This is a genomic window from Spiroplasma endosymbiont of Monopis laevigella (assembly GCF_964019975.1).
GTDB lineage: Bacteria > Bacillota_I > Bacilli_A > Mycoplasmatales > VBWQ01 > Spiroplasma_E > Spiroplasma_E ixodetis_A.
Genome location: NZ_OZ026473.1, coordinates 470,318 through 490,843, shown reverse-complemented (window position 1 = coordinate 490,843; position 20,526 = coordinate 470,318). Strand labels below are relative to the sequence as shown.

18 protein-coding genes are annotated in these 20,526 nt (G+C 24.8%); 11 read left to right on the top strand and 7 right to left on the bottom strand.

What is annotated here, in order from left to right; translation table 4 throughout:
* Positions 1-141: 141 nt before the first annotated feature.
* A complete protein-coding gene (locus tag AACK94_RS02815) occupies positions 142-1,848 on the bottom strand; it encodes a hypothetical protein (RefSeq protein WP_338975593.1) in 1,707 nt (568 codons plus the stop codon).
* A 72-nt stretch (positions 1,849-1,920) separates the two neighbouring features.
* Between AACK94_RS02815 and AACK94_RS02810 the strand changes: the two genes are divergently transcribed.
* Both AACK94_RS02810 and AACK94_RS02805 read left to right on the top strand, forming a co-directional pair.
* Positions 1,921-3,081 carry an Mbov_0401 family ICE element transposase-like protein gene (locus tag AACK94_RS02810; RefSeq protein WP_338975594.1) on the top strand — a complete coding sequence of 387 codons (1,161 nt, stop codon included), beginning with the start codon at positions 1,921-1,923 and terminating at the stop codon, positions 3,079-3,081.
* A gap of 435 nt (positions 3,082-3,516) precedes the next feature.
* Entirely contained in the window at positions 3,517-4,932 is a 1,416-nt protein-coding gene (locus AACK94_RS02805; protein WP_338976123.1) for a PQQ-binding-like beta-propeller repeat protein, read from the top strand.
* A gap of 97 nt (positions 4,933-5,029) precedes the next feature.
* On the opposite strand, the gene AACK94_RS02800 is transcribed toward AACK94_RS02805, so the two are convergent.
* The 4 genes from AACK94_RS02800 to AACK94_RS02785 all read right to left on the bottom strand — a co-directional run bounded on the left by AACK94_RS02800 (position 5,030) and on the right by AACK94_RS02785 (position 9,376).
* Entirely contained in the window at positions 5,030-5,479 is a 450-nt protein-coding gene (locus AACK94_RS02800; protein ID WP_338976122.1) for a DxFTY motif-containing membrane protein, read from the bottom strand.
* 198 nt (positions 5,480-5,677) lie between these two features.
* Entirely contained in the window at positions 5,678-6,916 is a 1,239-nt protein-coding gene (locus AACK94_RS02795) for an IS256 family transposase (protein WP_338976321.1), read from the bottom strand.
* A 140-nt stretch (positions 6,917-7,056) separates the two neighbouring features.
* Positions 7,057-7,581 carry a hypothetical protein gene (locus tag AACK94_RS02790; RefSeq protein WP_338976121.1) on the bottom strand — a complete coding sequence of 175 codons (525 nt, stop codon included), beginning with the start codon at positions 7,579-7,581 and terminating at the stop codon, positions 7,057-7,059.
* A gap of 226 nt (positions 7,582-7,807) precedes the next feature.
* Positions 7,808-9,376 carry a hypothetical protein gene (locus AACK94_RS02785; protein WP_338976120.1) on the bottom strand — a complete coding sequence of 523 codons (1,569 nt, stop codon included), beginning with the start codon at positions 9,374-9,376 and terminating at the stop codon, positions 7,808-7,810.
* Between the two features lie 327 nt (positions 9,377-9,703).
* Between AACK94_RS02785 and AACK94_RS02780 the strand changes: the two genes are divergently transcribed.
* The 5 genes from AACK94_RS02780 (at position 9,704) to AACK94_RS02760 (ending at position 16,597) form a co-directional block, all read left to right on the top strand.
* Entirely contained in the window at positions 9,704-11,845 is a 2,142-nt protein-coding gene (locus AACK94_RS02780) for an ATP-dependent Clp protease ATP-binding subunit (protein ID WP_281748895.1), read from the top strand.
* An 83-nt stretch (positions 11,846-11,928) separates the two neighbouring features.
* Positions 11,929-12,942, top strand: a complete 1,014-nt coding sequence (hrcA, locus tag AACK94_RS02775; RefSeq protein ID WP_338976119.1) for a heat-inducible transcriptional repressor HrcA — start codon at positions 11,929-11,931, stop codon at positions 12,940-12,942.
* A gap of 15 nt (positions 12,943-12,957) precedes the next feature.
* Complete coding sequence (locus AACK94_RS02770; RefSeq protein WP_338976118.1) at positions 12,958-13,602, top strand: nucleotide exchange factor GrpE; 645 nt, start codon at positions 12,958-12,960, stop codon at positions 13,600-13,602.
* Positions 13,603-13,616: 14 nt separating this feature from the next.
* Entirely contained in the window at positions 13,617-15,464 is a 1,848-nt protein-coding gene (gene dnaK, locus AACK94_RS02765) for a molecular chaperone DnaK (protein WP_338976117.1), read from the top strand.
* A gap of 20 nt (positions 15,465-15,484) precedes the next feature.
* Entirely contained in the window at positions 15,485-16,597 is a 1,113-nt protein-coding gene (locus AACK94_RS02760) for a DnaJ C-terminal domain-containing protein (protein ID WP_338976116.1), read from the top strand.
* A 34-nt stretch (positions 16,598-16,631) separates the two neighbouring features.
* Here AACK94_RS02760 and AACK94_RS02755 read toward each other — a convergent pair whose 3' ends face one another.
* Entirely contained in the window at positions 16,632-17,486 is an 855-nt protein-coding gene (locus tag AACK94_RS02755; RefSeq protein ID WP_338976115.1) for a DUF1295 domain-containing protein, read from the bottom strand.
* Positions 17,487-17,708: 222 nt separating this feature from the next.
* Here AACK94_RS02755 and AACK94_RS02750 point away from each other — a divergent pair, with 222 nt between their 5' ends.
* The 3 genes from AACK94_RS02750 to AACK94_RS02740 all read left to right on the top strand — a co-directional run bounded on the left by AACK94_RS02750 (position 17,709) and on the right by AACK94_RS02740 (position 19,468).
* Positions 17,709-17,897, top strand: coding sequence for a hypothetical protein (locus AACK94_RS02750; protein ID WP_338962322.1), 189 nt, complete (start codon positions 17,709-17,711; stop codon positions 17,895-17,897).
* A gap of 119 nt (positions 17,898-18,016) precedes the next feature.
* Positions 18,017-18,793: a BspA family leucine-rich repeat surface protein gene (locus AACK94_RS02745; RefSeq protein WP_338976114.1), complete on the top strand. Its 777-nt coding sequence runs from the start codon at positions 18,017-18,019 to the stop codon at positions 18,791-18,793.
* A gap of 177 nt (positions 18,794-18,970) precedes the next feature.
* Positions 18,971-19,468, top strand: coding sequence for a hypothetical protein (locus AACK94_RS02740; protein ID WP_338976113.1), 498 nt, complete (start codon positions 18,971-18,973; stop codon positions 19,466-19,468).
* A 53-nt stretch (positions 19,469-19,521) separates the two neighbouring features.
* On the opposite strand, the gene AACK94_RS02735 is transcribed toward AACK94_RS02740, so the two are convergent.
* Positions 19,522-20,043, bottom strand: coding sequence for a hypothetical protein (locus AACK94_RS02735; protein ID WP_338976112.1), 522 nt, complete (start codon positions 20,041-20,043; stop codon positions 19,522-19,524).
* Positions 20,044-20,239: 196 nt separating this feature from the next.
* Between AACK94_RS02735 and AACK94_RS02730 the strand changes: the two genes are divergently transcribed.
* Complete coding sequence (locus AACK94_RS02730; protein WP_338975565.1) at positions 20,240-20,518, top strand: transposase; 279 nt, start codon at positions 20,240-20,242, stop codon at positions 20,516-20,518.
* Positions 20,519-20,526 lie beyond the last annotated feature (8 nt).

Below are 20,526 nucleotides of genomic sequence, written 5' to 3'. Positions count from 1 at the left end.
CTCCTTTTTTCCTTGATTTTACTTATAAACTGTACTATTTTTGATTATTTTTACAAGTACGTTTTTAAACGCAAAATAACGCCTAAATAAAAGGCGTTTATTTTGTGATACCTATACTATTAATGATATTGTAGTTGTTTATTATATGGCAAATGTGAAGATGCTTTTTTTCACAGTAGCATTATTTTTACCCCTAATTACATTTTTATATGGATACAATGCATAAAATAATCCATCATACGGGTCTTGATACATATTTTTATCAGGAATGTTAGTTTTGGTTTGGTCATAACGTAATTCTTCTAAACATTGAGTAGTCTTTGGTAAATCATCTTTATTTGCATAAAAGTTTCCATAACTCATAATGTTTCTCATTCAAACTACTCTATTAGTTAATCCTGCTTCTTGATTTAAATTTGAAGCATGTTTAATAGCAGTTTGTGTGATTAAAATAGTATTATGTTCATCTATTAATTTTTGATTTAATCAATCAATGGCAGTTCGTGCTTTATCATCATAAAAATAAATTGCTTGTTCAAAATTTTCAAAATTATCAATTAATCCTAAAATTTCATTAACATAAGCATTAATTTTTTCATTTTCATTTATAAAATCATTTGGAGTAACTACTAATTCACAAATAATATAAGCATCATAATAACCAGTATTATTATATTCTTTAAAACCCACTACTATAAATACAGTATGGTCTTTATGACCAGTTGCTCAATCCACACCAACTGAATAAAAATCAAATTTATACATATCTTTTTTTGAATTATAAAATTCTTTTAAATCATATGGTTGTCAGCACTTTACAGTTTTTTGAAATGGGAAAATTGTTGCATCACTATCTAAAAATTCAAAACCATAAAAAACAGTATTAAATTCATCAGGATTACTTTTTTTCATTTCTAATAATGTTCTTTTTTGAATATCTGGTAATTTATTTCAAAATGGTTGAATAGTAAATCTTAAAACAAATAAACCTAAACCACTAAACATATCTTGATTTTCATAATAAATTTTGCCATTTTTTTTAAGATTTTCCATCACTTTATCATTTAATGGTAAAAATGGCGTACAGTATTTTAAATAAAATGGATGATATTTATCATAAGGATTACATGTAAAAGTAATAAAGAAACTTTTATAAAAATAGCGAGTAATTTTTTTTCCAAAATTAGGACTATATATATTTTTATCAATAAACGTTCAACTTCATTCTTTAATAGGTTCTTTTGATACTTTAATACGATTACTTCTAAACATAGAGTTTTGTAAACGTTCATATCGATATGTTAATTGCTTTTCTGTTAGTGTTTCTTTTTCTTCTGCCATAATAATTTCATCTGTTCTTGAACCTAAAAAACTTGAACCACCGGCTTCTTTTCCAAAAATCTTATTACCATTAGCATAACCAATAAAGTCAATTTGTTGATTATTAGGAAAAATAATACATCCACCATCCTTAGTTATTTTTCATTTAATACCATGTGGATTATTAGGTAATAAATTAATATTATATGTATCTAATAAAACTTGACAAACATTCATTAAAGCACCAATTGTAGTTTCACTATGAGTATTTTCATATCTTCTTACTTCTTGAACACTACTATCACTAAAATTACAACATATAAATAAATCAAATGCTAAACAATTTCAAGTTTTTCTTGTTCCACGTGCTGTTGGTACAAAACGATAAAAACAATTGGTAGTAAAATATTCTGCTCATTCATCACCAACAAATTCTTTAAAAATATCCCAACTAAAACCATAATTATTATCACTAAAATTAAGATTATATTTTTTATTTAATTGTACATAACTAGTGATAAAAGCCATATTTACTCCTTATTTTTAAAAAAAATTAAACTTAAATTATTAACAAATAAAATTTTGAAAGGAACATTAAAAATGTTTATATTACCATTTGTAAATCATTTTGATTGAGACAAACACAATTTTAATCAAGATGAATTAAATTTACAACAAACAGAAGAATTATTTAAAAAAATAGATGATTATTTATGAAATGCATGTGATAAATCTGTATATAAGTCATATAGATTTAGAAAAAGAAAATTAAAAACAAAAAAAGGTTTATTAACTTATAAACGACGTATTTGTACATATTATAACCCAAAAACACAAAAAATGGAATTTCTTTCATTGTTAGATAATTATCTTGGTGTTAAAAAATATAGTAAACTTGCACCTAATGTTATTAAACAAATTTTGAAATATTTTGCAGATGGTAAAAAGTATCATGATGTTTGTGATACTTTTATTGAAGGTTTAATAAGTAATAGTACAGTTTGTAGAACATATAAAAAGTTTCAATTACCAAAAGCCAATATCCTCAAAATACCATTACAACCATATCAAAATTTATATGTAAATATTGATGATGGACATAGAAAATTTAAGTTTAATGAAAAACATAATACTAAAAATTGTAAAAAATGTTCAATGAGATTATTAGTATTTTGTACTGGTAAAAAGAAGAATGGAAAATTAATTAATAAAAGAGCTGTATGTAAAATTAGAGTATCAAAAACAGAAATTGGTGCTGAAAAAACTGCCAAATTAATTGAAAAATATGGTAATTTATTTTTTGAAAATTTTGACCAAGCAAATTTAATAGTTTGTGGAGATAGTGCAAAATGAATTAGAAAAACTGCTACAATTTTAAATGCTAAATTTATTTTAGATAAATTCCATGCTTTTCATGTTTTATTTCTTGGCATAATGGCTGGAAGAAGAAAAAATAAAATTGCTAAATTACACTATCAAAATGCAATAAATTTATTTTCCAAAGGTCAATATTATGAATTAATTGATTTTTTACAATCATTGACTTTACAATATAAAAAATTAAAAGTTGGTTATTTTGTTAATGCAAAAGATGGCGTATTAAATCAAGCATTAGTTGAAAATATTGGTTGCTTTACTGAAACTAATATTAAACAAATTTTAAAGCATATGATTGGTGATAGAACTTATAACATTGATATGTATACCAAAATGGTTAATTTTAAATGTTATCAAATAAATACAGCAATACAATTATTATAAATTAACCATTTCAATTTAAAGATAACTAAAAATAAAATAAAACTTATTAAAGTAAAATTTAATAAGAATTTTTGAGTTATAAAAGTAAGTATTATTGTTGACTAATATTTTACAAGTGTTAAGATTAACATACAATTGCATATTGATTCTCGTCTAATCTTATAATTTAAAGACAAGTTTGAATATTATTGACAACATCGGTACGCTCCCAAAAATTTTAATAATAATTTATTTTCATTAAATAAAATTATAAATGAAAAAAATGAAGAAATTAATAATAATGACTTTAAAAAAATAGGACTTATTAATGCAAAAATTAATTATAATTATGGAAAAATTAAAAATTAATTTGTTGATTTAAAAATCAGTGTAAAATATTCAGATAAACAAATTGTTGATGCTATTAGTGAAACTACATATACAGTTAATATAACAATGAAAGATAGTTTAGAATCTATCAATAAAAAAATTAATAAATCTGAATTTATTAAAAATGAAATAAAAAATAATGATATTAAAAATGTTTTTAAATTCGAAGATTTTAAATTTAATAAAATTACTAATAATGAAGAAGATTTAAAACAAGAAGATTTAGATAAATGAGGTATAATTAATGCTAAAATCATTTTTAATTATGGAGAAATTAAAAATAAAGAAACTTTATTAATAATTAATATTAATGCTTCTTCTGAAAAAATTGTTGATGCTATTAATGAAACAAAATATACAAAAAAAGTTAATTTTCAAAGTTCATTAATGGAATTAAAGGATTCAATTAATGCTGAATTTATTAAAAATTCATTAATTTCTGAAATTAAAAATTCTTTTAAAAATAATTTATTTTCATTAAACAAAATTACTAATAATAAAGAAATTGATTTAAAAGATGAAGACTTCACAGTTAGTGGTTCTATTAATGCAAAAATTAATTATAATTATGATTCATTTAAAAATTTAACTACTAATCTAACAATTATCATAGGTGAAGGTCAAATTTCTAATAAATATGAATTAAATGATGGAAAAATAAATAAATTTCTTCAAATCTCAGATAGTATAATATTTGCTGCAACAGAGAACGGAAATATTTGAGAGATTGATTTTACTAATAATACAAAAATCAATAAATATCAATTAAATGAAGAACGTATAAATAGTTTAATTAAAGCATCAAATGGTAAAGTATATGTTGGTACAATAACAAATACAATTTGAGAAATTGATTTAGAAACTGAAACTGCAGAAAAGAAATTCATTGGATTTGGTGATAAGTATGATTCTAAAACTTTAATTGAAGGTTCAAAAGATAAGTTATATGTTGGTACTGGTATTGGTAATGTTTATGAATTAGATATTAATACTGGTAATACTAAAAAATATCGTTTTGACGATTGAGGTGATGTAAATGCCCTAGTTAAAATTGCAGAAAATAAAATATACGCTGGCACTAGTGAAGGGAAATTATGAGAAATTGATTTAGAAACTAAAACCCATAAATTAAAATATGATTTTAAAAATAAAAGTAATATTATTTTTGATATTAAAGCACTATCTGATACTGAATTAATATTAGCAACAGAAGACAAAATTTATCAGTATGATTTAATCAAAAATGAAATAACAGAAAAAATTAATTTGAAAGATGGTAAAATTTTTTCTTTATCAATAGAAGATTTAAATAACAAAATATATGCTACCACTGATAATAATAATGTTTATGAACTTGATTCAAGCTTTAGTCAAGTAAAAAACAAATATGAATTAAATGCTTCAGTATATTCATCATTAATAGTTGATAAAAAACTATTTGCTGGAACAATTACAAATGTATGAGAATTAGATATTGAATAATTTTTATACAGTAAATAAAAAACATATATTTAAAAAGGTGCGTAACATATATTACGCGCCTTTTTTTCGTTTTATTTTTTTAGATTTATATCACTTATTATAACTTAATATATGATTTTTTTTGTTTTTTTCTTAATAATAATAATAAAATAATACTCGTTAAAAAAATACCAATAACAGCACCAGCGATTGAAATAATAAAACGTATTAAAATTTGTTGAGGAGTTAAAAAGTATCCTGACAAATAAAATAATGATAAAACAAAAGCAAATGGAATACTATATGTAAATTGATCTAATTGATGTAATTTTAACTTATATGTAATAAAGGTTATAATAAAAGTGAATATAATTAAACTTAAACTAGAAAGTACCATTATTCAAAAAGGCAATTTAAAAGTAAAATCAGTACTAGTAGTAAAAAAAAGAATAATTCCTGGAATTAATACTTGTATTATTAAATAACCAACACTTAGAAAAAACTTAGTTCTTGGAAATGTATTTTCACTATTATTTTCAAAATTAACTTCTTGGTTTTTATTTTCCATACTTATCCTCTTCTATAATATAATTCTTTACAATTTTAACATGCTTTTATCAATAATTAAATAAGATTTATATTTATTAAATAACACTTATTTTAATACAAAAATTTAAAATAAAAATAAAAATGAGGCTTTTTAATAATCTGTGTATCTTTGTTTGAGGCTTTTTAATAATCTGTGTATCTTTGTTTTACAAAGTTACTAATTTAGATTAATTCTGTCTTCAAATTTTATCATAAAATGAGCAATTGCTGTATTTCAATTTTGAATAGGCAATGTTCATTTTTTTGTTATATTTTCAATTGCCAAGTAAAATATTTTGAAAACTGCCATATCATTAGGAAAAACTTTTTTATTTCTGATGATTTTTCGTAATTGACTATTAACAGATTCAATAGCATTTGTAGTATAAATCACTCTTTTGATTTCTACTGGATAACTAATAAAAACCATTAAATTATCTCAATTTTTATATCAAGATTTAGTAATTTGAGGATATTGTTTATTTCATTTACTTTCAAACGATTCTAAAGCTTGCATTGCTTGTTCTTCACTACATGCACTATAAATTGGTTTTAAATCTGCAACTAGACCTTTTCGATGTTTGTATGAAACATATTTTAAACTATTTCTAATTTGATGAACAATGCATAATTGATGTTCTGTTTTAGGATAAACTGATTGTATTGCTTCTGACATGCCTGTTAAATTATCACTACAAGCAATAAGAATATCATTTAAGCCACGATTTTTCATTTCTGTGAAATTAGATAATCAAAACTTAGAACCTTCATTTTCACTAATTCATAATCCTAAAACATCTTTTTTGCCTTCTAAATCAACTCCTAATGCTATATAAACTGATTTATTAATAATCATTTTATCTTGTCGTACTTTCACTACTATGCAATCAAAATAAACAATCGGATAGACACTTTCTAATGGTCGATTTTGTCATGCTTTAACATCATCAATAACATCATCAGTAATTTGACTAATAACACTTTCACTAATATCAGCACCATGATATAACTCTTGCAACTGCATTCTAATGTCAGATAATGTCATTCCTTTTGCATACAAGGAAAGAACTTGTTGATCAAAACCATCAAATCTTCTTTGCCTTTTAGGAACTATTACAGGAGTAAAATTACTATTGCGATCTCTTGGTACATCAATTTCAATTTTACCTTGTTGAGTTATTAATTTTTTTGAACTTGTACCATTACGAGCATTTTCAGTAGTACTATGTTGATTTTTTTCATATCCTAAATAATTTTGCATTTCAGAATTCAACATTTTTTCAACTAATCTTTTTGTTGATTCTTTATATAAACCGCTAGGTTTAAAAACTGTTGTTAAATCTTCAGTATTTTCTAGTAATAAATCTACTGCTTTTGATATTGGATCATTATTATTAAAGTTATCTTTTTTAGCCATCTGTAACTCACTCTTTCTAGTCATTTAATTATATTTACTAGAATTAATTAAACATAGTTATTTTTGTAAGTTACACAGATTACTAAACATTTCCATAAAAATAGTTTTCCACAATTTAATGAAATTAAAAATTACCTATCCTATAAATTAATTGATTTTTTTGATTTAGTTTTTGTTTTATTTTGTAAATCTGTATTAGAATTTATTGCGTGTTTTTGTGCTTCTTCTAAATCTTGTTTTTGTCCTTTTTTCTTTTCATCAAATTTTTTTGCTGCTACTTTTCCTTTTATAATAGCTACATGACTACCTTTAACAACTGCATAAGTAACACCACCAGCAACAGCAGCTCCTGCAACAATAATGCCGGCAGGTGGAGATACAAAAAAAGTTGTAACCAAAACACCACCAGCACCAATAATAGTACCTCTAACAGCACCTTCAGTAATACCTTCATAACCCCCCTTAACAAGTCCTTTAGTAGATGCAGAAATAATTTTTAATGTTTTTGCTGCTGTTGAATGTTTTGTTTTAAATTTTTTTCAGTATTTGTATTTTTTCTTAGTCATTTCTGGATGATAATTACTATCAACTAATATAAAATTAGTTTCATCTTTTTGTCTTTCATCTAAATCTGCAATTGCCTTTTCTACTTCTAATCAAGTCATTATTAACTTCTCCTTTTTTAAAAAAATAAAAAAAACTCATTTACTTTTGAATAAGTAATGAATTTAAAACTTATATTAAGTTTTAAAAAAATAATATCATATTTTCTATATTTAGTATCGAAAATTTAATTATTTTTATCAATATTACATAAATTTTTATACTATCTATATGATTAAAATTTAATAAACTATATCTATAATGACTAGGCTTACTTCAATTAACCACTTACTTTTTAATTTTTATTCTTCTTAATATTGCTATAACTACTGGAATAGCAATAATAACTAATAAAAAAGTACTACCAATAATTATAATATTTCAATTATTAATTAAAGTTGTTGTCTTTGGTTTTATTTCTGCTAAAGCAAAAGGGTTATTTTTATTTTTTTCATCATGTTTAACATTAGCATATAAATGAGTAATTAAATCGTGCTCATAAAATAATAATCAATAATGTAATTGACCTGGATTTAGTACATCAATTGCACAATCTATATTAGTAGTTTCTTGTAAATACTGATTAAATTCAATACCAGATTGACTATTAGCAAAATTAGTAAAACCAGAAAACTTAGTTGATAAAGGATTAATATTATAAATATTTAAATATTGTCTTGAAGAATTATCAACTTTATCATTTACTATTCTTTGTAATAAATAAATAGTATGATCTTCAGATTGATATGTTTTTAATGGTTGATTTGAAATAGGTGTTACCTTTTCTTCTTGCGGAACAAGATTATCATCAACACGCTGATATGTTCATTTATCTTCACTAACATTAGCAGTAATAACAGCTTCTGATTTAATTTGACTAAAAGCAATCATTTGTAAATTACTATTTTTTTCATCATTAATAAAATATTGATGAATTAATGAAGATTTATCTTCTTTTTCATTAATAACTTGAATGTCTGGCATAGAACTATTAATAGTAAGTGTTTCTTGTCTTAAAACAGTACTACCATCACTATCATTTCATTTAACATTATATATAGTAGGCTTATTTTTACTATAATCTTGGTTTAAAATAGCATAGTCAAAAGTTTTATTACTATTAGTTTTAACAATTTTTTTTATTTCTCTGTTTTCATTATTAATAGAAATTTCTAATCCTAATTTTTTAAAAGGAGGATGCACATAAAAAACAAACATTTCATTACTAAAACTATCCTTAGTATTTGCAAATGGTCCAATTGGAAATATTTTAGCACGCGTTTCAAAATTAGATTTTTGAAAATTAGTAGTTGGTTGTAAATTATATGGAACTTCCATTAAAGTATTAATGTCACTTGCTTCATATATTGTTGCAAAAAGTCCTGCATCAATACTTTCTTTAATTGTTTGATGATATTGTAAAATTAAATTATTACTTTTTTCATTGAAAGTATGACCAAAAACACCTGCAGTAAGAAAACCTTCTGCATTTTTAAAATAACTACTATTATCATTAATAATATTTTTTAATTGACTATAACCTTGATCATTAATAATATCATTGGTTTCAATATTACTATGTGTTCAATCATTATTAATAATTTGATCATAACTATCAAAATTAACATTTAATGGTGTATTTTTAACATTATTATATAAATATTGTGAATCATTATTTCAAGATTTAATACTATTAACTAAGTTACGATTTGATGACTTAACAGTAATATGAAAGCCGCTAACTTTACTATTACTAGTTTGATGATTTTTATTATTAAAACTAATACTTAATACTGAGGTTACTAATAAACTGCTAGCACTAAGTAATAAAATTAATTTTTGTTTAAATTGTTTCATAATATTTCCTTATAAATTTAATATTTAAAAGTTATTAAATTACTATTATTTATTTTTATCTAGCAATTATGTAATTAGTATATCAATTCTTTTAAAAATATGATATATATTATTTACACGAGAAATATATATTTAAGATCTAAAATACCTACAAGATCTATCACAAATATTAATATTATATTAAGTTTCTTTAATTGAAAATACTTATCCCTAAGTCAATTAAATATAAAATTAGCAGTTACTACTTGAAACTGCTAATTTTATTTGTTAGTATATTAATATGATTAGCAATCAAGTAATTATAGTGCTAAAAAGAGGAGTGACATTATGCAATTAAATGAAATCCCTAACTATAGTAATGATCCTAAAATTCTTGATAAATTCGCTCGTAATCTAATTGTACAAGCTAAAACAGGAAAAATGGATCCTATTATTGGACGTGATGAAGATATTCGTAAAGTAGAAGAAATACTCTCACGAAAAACTAAAAACAACCCCGTCTTAATCGGTTTACCTGGTATTGGTAAAACTGCTATTATTGAAGGTTTAGCCCAACGTATTGTTCGTGGTGATGTTCCTAGTAACTTAAAAGATAAAATTATTTATGAACTAGATATGGGAGCACTAATTGCTGGCGCTAAATTCCAAGGTGAGTTTGAAGAACGATTAAAAGCGGTTATTAACCAAATTAAAAATTCTAATGGAAAAATTATTTTATTTATTGATGAACTACATTTAATTGTTGGTGCTGGTAGAACACAAGGTTCAATGGATGCTTCTAATTTACTAAAACCAATGTTAGCGCGTGGTGAGCTACGTTGTATTGGTGCCACAACGCTTGACGAATATCGTCAATACATTGAAAAAGATGCAGCCCTTGAACGAAGATTTCGTAAGATGATTATTAAAGAACCAACAACAGAAGATACAACTGCTATCTTACGTGGTTTAAAAGAACGTTTTGAAGCTTATCATGGTGTAAAAATTCATGATAGTGCATTACGAGAAGCTGTTTATCTATCTAATAAATATATTAATGATCGTTACTTACCTGATAAAGCAATTGACTTAATTGATGAAGCTTGTGCTAGTATTAAAACTGAAATTGCTTCGGTTCCTAGTGATTTAGATGATATAAGAAGAAAAGTCTTACAATTAAAAATTGAACAAGCAGCCTTAAGCAAAGAAAAAGATGAAAACTCGCAAACAAGACTAATTGAAGTCGATAAACAATTAAAAACTAAAAAAAATACTTTACAACAATTAGAAGATAAATGAATCAAAGAAAAGTCAGCATTAGACCATATTACTAGTTTAAAAAATAAATTAGAAAATGCTAAATCAGAACTAGAATTGTATCAATTATCAGGTAATTTTACAAAAGCTGGTGAACTACAATATAGTATTATTCCCAACTTAGAAAAAGAACTTAAAGATAGTGAAAATATAAAAAAAGATAATCCTTTACTACGCGAAGATGTTACTAGTGAAGATATTGCAAAAGTTGTTGCAAAATGAACCGGCATTCCTGTTACTCGTTTATTAGCAACCGAAAAAGAAAAATTATTAAAATTACCCTTAACTTTAAATACAAGAATTAAAGGTCAAAGTAATGCCCTACAGTTGGTAAGCGATGCTTTAATTAGAGCTCGTGCTGGTATTAAAGATCCCAATCGTCCAATTGGTTCATTTATTTTCTTGGGTCCAACAGGTGTTGGAAAAACTGAAGTTGCCAGAACCTTAGCTGATATTTTATTTGATAGCGAAAAAAATATGGTTCGTATTGATATGTCAGAATTTATGGAAAAACACGCAGTTAGCAAATTACTAGGTTCACCTCCTGGCTATGTTGGTTATGAAAATGGTGGACAATTAACCGAAAAAGTAAGAAGAAATCCTTACAGTATCATTCTTTTTGATGAAATCGAAAAAGCCCATCCTGAAGTATTAAATATTTTATTACAAATTCTTGATGAAGGTAGAATTACAGACAGTCACGGTCTCTTAATTGACTTTAAAAACACAATAATTATTATGACTTCAAATCTTGGTTCACAAGAACTATTAAGTGGTAAAGATAACAGTAAAGAACAAGCATTAAATATCTTAAAAAAATCATTTCGACCAGAATTTATTAATCGAATTGATGAAATTATTATTTTCAATCCATTAAGTAAAAAAGTAATAACAGAAATTATTATTAAAGAATTAGATACTTTATTATTACGATTAAGACAAGAAAAAAATTTACAATTATCTTATGAATCAGAAGTAGTTAATAAAATACTAAAAGATGCTTATGATGAAGAATATGGCGCACGACCGATTAAACGCTATATTCAACACTATATTGAAACTATTATCGCACAAGCTATTATTAAAGAAGAACTAATACCCCACAAACGAATGGTAATTACTATCAATAAAGATAATATGTTTATTCTCAGTAAAAAAATAAAATTCAATTAAGTCTTGATATTATTACACTCTCAGTTATAATTATATAAGTATTGGCATTCAATGTTAATGAATGCTAAAAAAGGTGGTGAACAATGTTAAGTAACAGACAATCACAAATTTTAAAAATCATTGTTGAAAAATATATTAAAACAGGATTACCAATTGGTAGCAAAACTATTTTAGAAAATAATAACAATATTAATTTTTCTAGTGCTACTATTCGTAATGAATGTGTTGAATTAGAAACATTAGGATTATTAGAAAAAGCACATAGTTCTAGTGGTCGTATTCCTTCAACAAAAGGTTATCGCTATTATGTTGATAATTTAATGAATATGGGTGAACACCAAGAACTAGAAATCTTGAAGAAAAAAATAGCAGAAGTATTTAATAACCGTAACTTAGTAATTACCGAAGTATTAAATAAAACTAGTAGTATTTTAAGTGAAATGACTAATTTGATTAGTATTGTTACTGGTCCTAATCTTAATGAAGATACTTTAAAGAAAATTGAATTAATACCGATTAGTAATGATAATGCTTTAACAATTTGTATTACTAGTAATGGTCATGTTCAAAACAAAATGTTTAATATTCAAGAAACATCATTAGCCGATTTATCAATTGCTATTGATATTTTTAACACCAGATTAATTGGTACTAAAATTAGTGAAATTAGTGAGAAAGTAAATTTATTAAAACCAATTCTTGAACAACAAGTACAAAAATCAGAATATATTATTCAAGGATTTGTTAACACTTTAATTAATTTCTCACGACCACTATCAACAACACATGGTGTTCAATATATGTTAGAAAATCCTGAATTTAATGATATTAATAAGGTTAAAACAATTATTAAATTCATTGAATCACAATCACCATGAATGTATTTTGATGAATTAAATAATAATCAACTACAAATTAAAATTGGTGAAGAACTGGGCAATGAAAATAACGATATGGCAATGATTACTACTACTTTTAAAATTCATGATGGTGAACAAGGACAAATTGCAATTGTTGGACCAAAACGTTTAGAATATGAAAAACTAACCGAAATTCTAAATTGGATTAATCAAACATTGATTAAAAACTTTAAATAGAAATGAGATGATAAAATGACAAAAGCTAAAAAAGATAACATTGATAACGTATCAGCAACAGAAACTAAAGATACAACTATTTCAACTCCTGTTACTGAAACACCAGTAAGTGTCGAAGAAGAAAAAATATCATTAAATAAAGAAATCGAATTAGAAACAAAAATTAAAGAATTAACAACAGAACTTAATAAAATTAATTCACAGCAAAAGCAATTAATGCTAGCTACTAGATTAAATACCATTAAAGAATTAGAAATTCAAAATAAAGAACACATTAAATATGCTAACCAAAAAATTATTAAAGATTTAGTTCATACTTTATTAAATTTCCAACGAGCACTAAACTTTAAAAATGATAATGCAGCAGTTCAAAATTTCCTAGTTGGTTTTAAATTTATCTATGAAGAATTAATTAAAGCACTTGGTAAAGAAGGTTTAAAAGAAATTACTGCTAAAGTTGGAGATCAATTTAATTCTCACCAACATGAGGCAGTAGAAATTATTAATGATAATAAAAACAATGCTTATCAAAATGTAAAAAATAATACTATTGTTGAAGTTATAGCTAATGGTTATGAATTGCATAATCGTGTCATTAGCACTACTAAAGTTAAAGTTTTTCAAACTAAAGAAGAAAAAACAGAAACAAAGAAAAATTAAGGAGTGAAAATATTATGTCTACAAATAAAACAACAAATAAAGAAATCATTTTAGGAATCGATCTAGGAACAACTAATTCATGTGTTGCCGTAATGGAAGGTGATAAGCCAAAAGTTATTGAAAATGCCGAAGGTGGAAGAACAACACCATCAGTTGTTGCTTACAAAGATGGTCAAATTATGGTTGGTGAAGTTGCTAAACGTCAAGCTATTACTGATCCAGATAATACTGTTAGTTCAATTAAAAGAATTATGGGAACTAAAGAAACAGTTAAAGCCGCTACTAAAAAACGTAAACCAGAAGAAGTGTCTGCAGAAATTTTACGCACTATTAAAACCTTTGCTGAATCAAAACTAGGTAAAAAAATATCAAAAGCAGTTATTACTGTTCCTGCTTACTTTAACAATGAACAACGTGAAGCTACTAAAAATGCAGGAATTATTGCGGGATTAAAAGTAGAAAGAATTATTAACGAACCAACTGCTGCTGCCATTGCTTATGGTTTAGATAAACAAGATAAAGATCACAAAATTTTAGTATTTGACTTAGGTGGTGGAACATTTGACGTTTCAGTTCTAGAATTAGCGGGTGGAACATTTGAAGTATTATCAACTAGTGGTGATAACAAACTTGGTGGTGATGACTTTGATGACTTAATTGTTCAACATTTAGTTAGTGAATTCAAAAAAAGTAATGGTGTTGACTTATCAAAAGATAAAATGGCAATGCAACGTTTAAAAGATGCTGCTGAAAAAGCGAAAAAAGACTTATCAGGAGTAGTACAAGCTGATATTTCATTACCGTTTATTTCAATGAATGCCTCAGGTCCATTACATTTAAATGAAAAATTAACACGTGCCAAATTTAATGAACTAACAAAATCACTAGTTGAAAGAACTATTGCTCCTGTTCGTGATGCCTTAAAAGAAGCTAAATTAAGCAAAAATGAAATTGATGAAGTTATTTTAGTTGGTGGTTCAACAAGAATCCCAGCTGTGCAAGAAGTTATTAAAAACGAAATTGGTAAAGAACCACATCGTGGTGTTAACCCTGATGAAGTAGTAGCTTTAGGTGCTGCTATTCAAGGAGGAGTATTATCGGGTGATGTTACTGACGTTTTACTATTAGATGTAACTCCTTTATCATTAGGTATTGAAACTTTAGGAGGAGTAATGACACCATTAATTTCTCGTAATACTACTGTTCCTACTAAAAAGTCACAAGTATTTTCAACTGCTGAAGACAATCAACCCGCTGTTGATATTAGTGTTTTACAAGGAGAACGTCCACTAGCTAAAGATAATCATTCACTAGGTCGTTTCCAATTAAGTGGCATCGAACCAGCACCAAGAGGTGTTCCACAAATTGAAGTTACTTTTGATATAGATGTTAATGGTATTGTATCTGTTAGTGCTAAAGATCTAAAAACTAATAAAGAACAAAAAATTACTATCAGCAATAGTGGTACTTTAAGTAAAGACGAAATTGAAAAAATGGTACAAGATGCTGAAAAGAATCGTGAAAACGATGAAAAACATAAAGAAGAAATTGAATTATCTAATCAAGCACAAGCCTATATTTATGATATTGATAAAATGACTGCTGAAGTTACTAAATCAGCAAAAGAAGGTGAAGCAGAAAATCCACAAATTGCTGAAATGAAAAAACTACGTGATGACTTACAAAAATCACTAGATGAAAAAAAATATGATGATTTAAAAGAAAAACTAGAACAATTAAAACAAGCGTTTGCTGCTGCACAACAATTTATGAACCAACAAAAACAAGAACCAACAGATCATATTAAAAAAGATGATAATAAAAGTGATGATGTTATTGATGTTGACGCAACAACTAAATAAAATAATTAGAGGTGGACAAAATGGCAAGTAAAAAACGTGATTATTATGAAATTCTAGGAGTTTCACGTAATGCTACTCCAGATGAAATTAAGAAAGCGTTTCGTACGCTTGCAAAAAAATATCATCCTGATTCACCAAGTGGTGGTGATGAAGCTCGATTTAAAGAAATAAGTGAAGCTTATCAAGTTTTATCTGATACTAATGAAAGAGCAAAATATGATCAATTTGGTCATGATATGCCTGGAGTTGGCAGTTCTTCTGGTTTCGGTGGTTTCGGTGACTTTAGTTCAGCATTTGGTGACTTATTTGGTGACTTATTTGGTGGTAATAGAAGACAACAACAACGCTATAATGGTAAAACACCAGGTGATAATATCCTAACAAAAGTTGAAATTAGTTATCGTGATGTATTCTTTGGCAAAAAAATGACCATTAGTATTAACATTGATGTTGCTTGTAAGGATTGTAAAGAAACTGGTGCTAGAACTCCTAATGATATTAGTACATGTGATAAATGTAAAGGTAAAGGAATTCTTGAATATGTTCAACAATCACCATTAGGTATGTTTAGACATCAAGGTGTTTGCAACCAATGTCAAGGACTTGGTAAAATTATTCGTCAAAAATGTTTAAAATGCAAAGGACATCGCTATTATATTGAAAATCAAAAATTAGAATTTGATATTCCTCGCAGTATTTTTGATGGTCAACAAATTAGAATTAAAGGTAAAGGTAAAATTGGTCATAATGGTGGCACTCAAGGCGATTTATTTGTTGGTATTAATATTAAGCGACACGCTTTCTTAGATCGTCAAGGTAGTGATATGTATATTAAATTACCAGTATCTTACTTAGATATTATTTTGGGAAATATTATTATGATTCCTACCTTTGAAGGAATAATTAAACATAAATTAACATTAGGACTACAATACGGTGACAAAATTACTTTAAAAAATCAAGGATTCTATTACCCTAATAGTAGTAAACGTGGTGATTTACATGTTATTCTTGATATACAAATGCCTAATAAAGTTACTAAAACAGAGCAAGAAAAATTATGAAATATTAATAACGAAACTAAATTTGATCCAAATGAAGATTTTGTTAATAGTGCAATAAAAAGAATTTAATAAATTAATATATAAAAAATAAGAACATATGTTCTTATTTTTTATATATTAATTTTTTCACTTTATTAATTGGACCTTTTTTACCAATATAACACATTACACAACTAGTTTCATTTAAATATTTGTAATAATCTTCATTAGAGTGGAACCTTTGTCATTGTTTTACTTCTCATATTGGTATGTCGGTAATATTAATTACTACAACATTAAAATACAACGGACTTAATAATCATAATAAATGATATAAATAATTTATATCACTATTAATATTTTTAAATAATAAATCACAAATAAACAATGCTGTCATCATATATCAAAACCCAATTTCTGCTAAATAATTAGGGTGACGACAATCTTTTCATAAACCATAATTAATAAAAAATAAATCATGTTTTTTCTTTAAGGAAAATCTAAACTTTTGTCAATCTGCAATTGTCTCAATAACTAAAAATAAAATAGCAAGCATAATAAAAATAAGTAAGTAATTATTAAATGTACTATTAAAATAAACAATATCAAGACTTAATGCAAAAACCGTAGGAATACTAATCATAAAAACTGAAATTCCTTGTAAAATTGAAAAAATACTAAATTTTCAAAAATTAATAATAATTTTATCAAACCGATATTCAACCTTATGTTTAATAATTTTTAATAATAAAAAACTACTTAATCTTAGAACTCAAATATTATAAAGAACAAACAACGAAATTTGGACAGGACTAAAATTTTGCTTTCAAGCAACAATGATCACACTTAAACAAATAAAACTTAAACAATAAATAATTTCAGTTAAAATAGCAGTTTTAAAAATAAAAGCTATCATAAAGAAAATAAAATTAATAGTTAATGATATTAAAAATATTCAAAGTATAATATAAAAATCCATAATAAATACCCCTTAAATTATATTAAATATATTTCAATTATAACAACTAATGAAATAAGTTTAATAACTTAGATTTAAATTTTAATTTTGTACAAAAATATATTTAAATTATATATTTAAAATATATAATTTAAATATAAACTTACATAATATAAGTTTATAATTAACTTTAGTTTTAAAGTAATTGAATTTTTAATTTTAAAATAAAGGGGAATTAAAATTATGCCATCAATAACTGAAATAGTTAATATATATTACACACAAGATTTGTTAAAAGAAAGAGAAAAAAATAAAAATATTAAAAAAGAAAAAGTACCTGACAAATTAGATGTTAATAAAATAAATTCTAATGATACACAAAATAAACAAACATTAACAAACAAAGATAATAATTATTGCAGTATTTCATAATTTGTTATTAATACAAATATACAAAAATAGTTAATTGCATTTATTTTTAAAAACACTAAAATGTAGTTAACTTCTTAAATTTAAGAAGTTATTGGAAAAACAAAAAGGGGGTTTTCATAATGAAAACATTAATAAAAACATTAAGTATTTTAACACTTGCAACAACCACAGGAAATTTAACGGGTTTCTTAAACTCAACTATACAAAAAAATAATATTACAACTAACTATATTCAAAGTAAAACTCAACAAGATACAATTTATATTGACAAAGATGGCAAACAAATAACAACTAGTGAAAGAGACTTATCAAAGATAAATAGTAAAGAAATTATTCAAATTGGATTTTTTAAAAATATATTAGGAGAAATTCAAGCTGTTAGAATGCCAAGAACAATTGAAAAAGTACCTGACAAATTGCCACCAGAAATAACATCTTTAAAAAATATGTTTACAGGTACAACCTTATTCAATCAAGACCTTTCAACATGAGATACTTCCAATATAACAAATATGAATTTTACATTTAATGGAGCCACTTCATTTAATAGCAATATTACTAATTGAAATGTTTCTAATGTAAAAAGTACTTTTGTTATGTTTGCAAATGCAACTTCATTCAATCAAGACCTTTCAACATGAAATGTATCTAATATAAACCGTTTTAGTCTTATGTTTTATGGTGCAACCTCATTCAATCAAAACCTTTCAAACTGAAATACTTCTAATGCAGTATATATGAATTTTATGTTTTATGGTGCTAAATTATTCGATCAAGACCTTTCAACATGAAATGTAAAAAAAGTAAGAGAACATAGTAACTTTGCAAATTATTCAAAAATTACTAATCCTAATAAATTACCAAAATTTAAAAATAATATTATAACAATATATTAATTAATATATTACTAATTTTGCTTGCCTTGTATATTAATACTTAAAGTGTTAAAATTAAGATGGATAGAAAATATTTCCTAGTTTTGGATTAATATTATCATTCCTAAAATTTATAGAAACTATTATTAATCCAAAATATCCTTTTAATTTATCACATATATAAAGAAGGTGTTTAAAATGAAAAATTTAATTACTGCCCTAAGTGTTTTAACACTTGGTACAACTGTAGGAAATTTAAGTAGTAACTTAAAGACTAATCAAAAAACAGAAGCTGTTAATACTATTTTAAACCAAGATATAAAAAAAGTAAGTAATGTTGATTTATCTAATATTACTGCTGAAAATAACGTTTGAAAATATCTAACAAAAAATAACGTAGCAACATATGTGGGTGGCGGAAACTATTATCAATATTATTTTTATTACCATGTTATTGGATTAAATCATGATACATTACATAAATTAAATAATGCGATTGGTTCGGGAATAGGAGCAGTTTCTGCTGTCCTAGGTGTTGCCTTACCAGCATTAGCTCCAATAATTGGTGCAGTTGCAGCAATATTAATTGCACAATGATACATATGACAAATTACTGACTATGATAATGGTAATGGAGTTGTTATTGATATGATTGGTTTAACACCAACATGAATCGTTAATGTTTCATCACAATAAAAAATAATAATACTTAAATTTATTAAAAACAGACCCGTGAAATAGGTCTGTTTTTAAAATTTCTTTAAATCTTTTCTATAACGTGTTATTAAATTACCAATAGCCGATTTATCTGATGCAATTAGGGTTATATCTTGACTATCTACTTTTAAATTATCATTGTATTGTCTTAAATGCCACTGTATTACTCAATATAATCTTTTATAATATATTCTACTTTCACCAATTTTTAAATAATAATCGACAGCATCTTTATTTTTCATTATTTTAATTTCTTCATCAGAAAAAAATATTGTTGGTTTTAATGAAGAATTTGTTATTTTATTAACTTTGATTTCATTTTGAATATATTTTAAAAAATTAGTAATTCTTTTTTTACTTTTATCTTCAAAGTTTATCCAATGATACAAATCAAATAAATTATATAAAATATTTACTAATATATTTTTTTCAAATACAATACTATCTATTTTGCTTTTTATTAACTCAAAAAGATTATTTTCATTTTGTGAATTAACTATATAATGAATTAATAAATTAAAAGTGCAAGTAATTTTAGTATTAAATCGATACATATATGTAACTCCTGTACCAATTGACGGACTTTCAATATTTAACGATTTTATAACTAAATCATTAAAATAATTATCAATATTATCTATTTTTATTTTTGAAAAAAATATCTCTTCAAAATATGGATGGGTTACACTTTATTGGACACTAATTACATAGACAAGTGAACAAATTAGTTAAAAGAAAGGAATTATAATTATGGTCACTATTAACTCATATTCAGATGAATTTAAAAAACAAATAGTAGCTTTATATCAAAGTGGCAAATCAGTATCTTGCCTTGTTAAAGAATACAATGTTACAAGAGCAGCTACTTACAATTGAATTAAGCAATTTACTAATTCAGGTAGTTTTAAAACTAAAGATAATCTTTCAGATTTAGAAAAACAATTAATTCAAGCAAATAAAGAATTAAAACAGTTACGAATGGAAATTGATATTTTAAAGCAAGCAGCACTAATAATAGGCAGAAAGTAGAGATTATT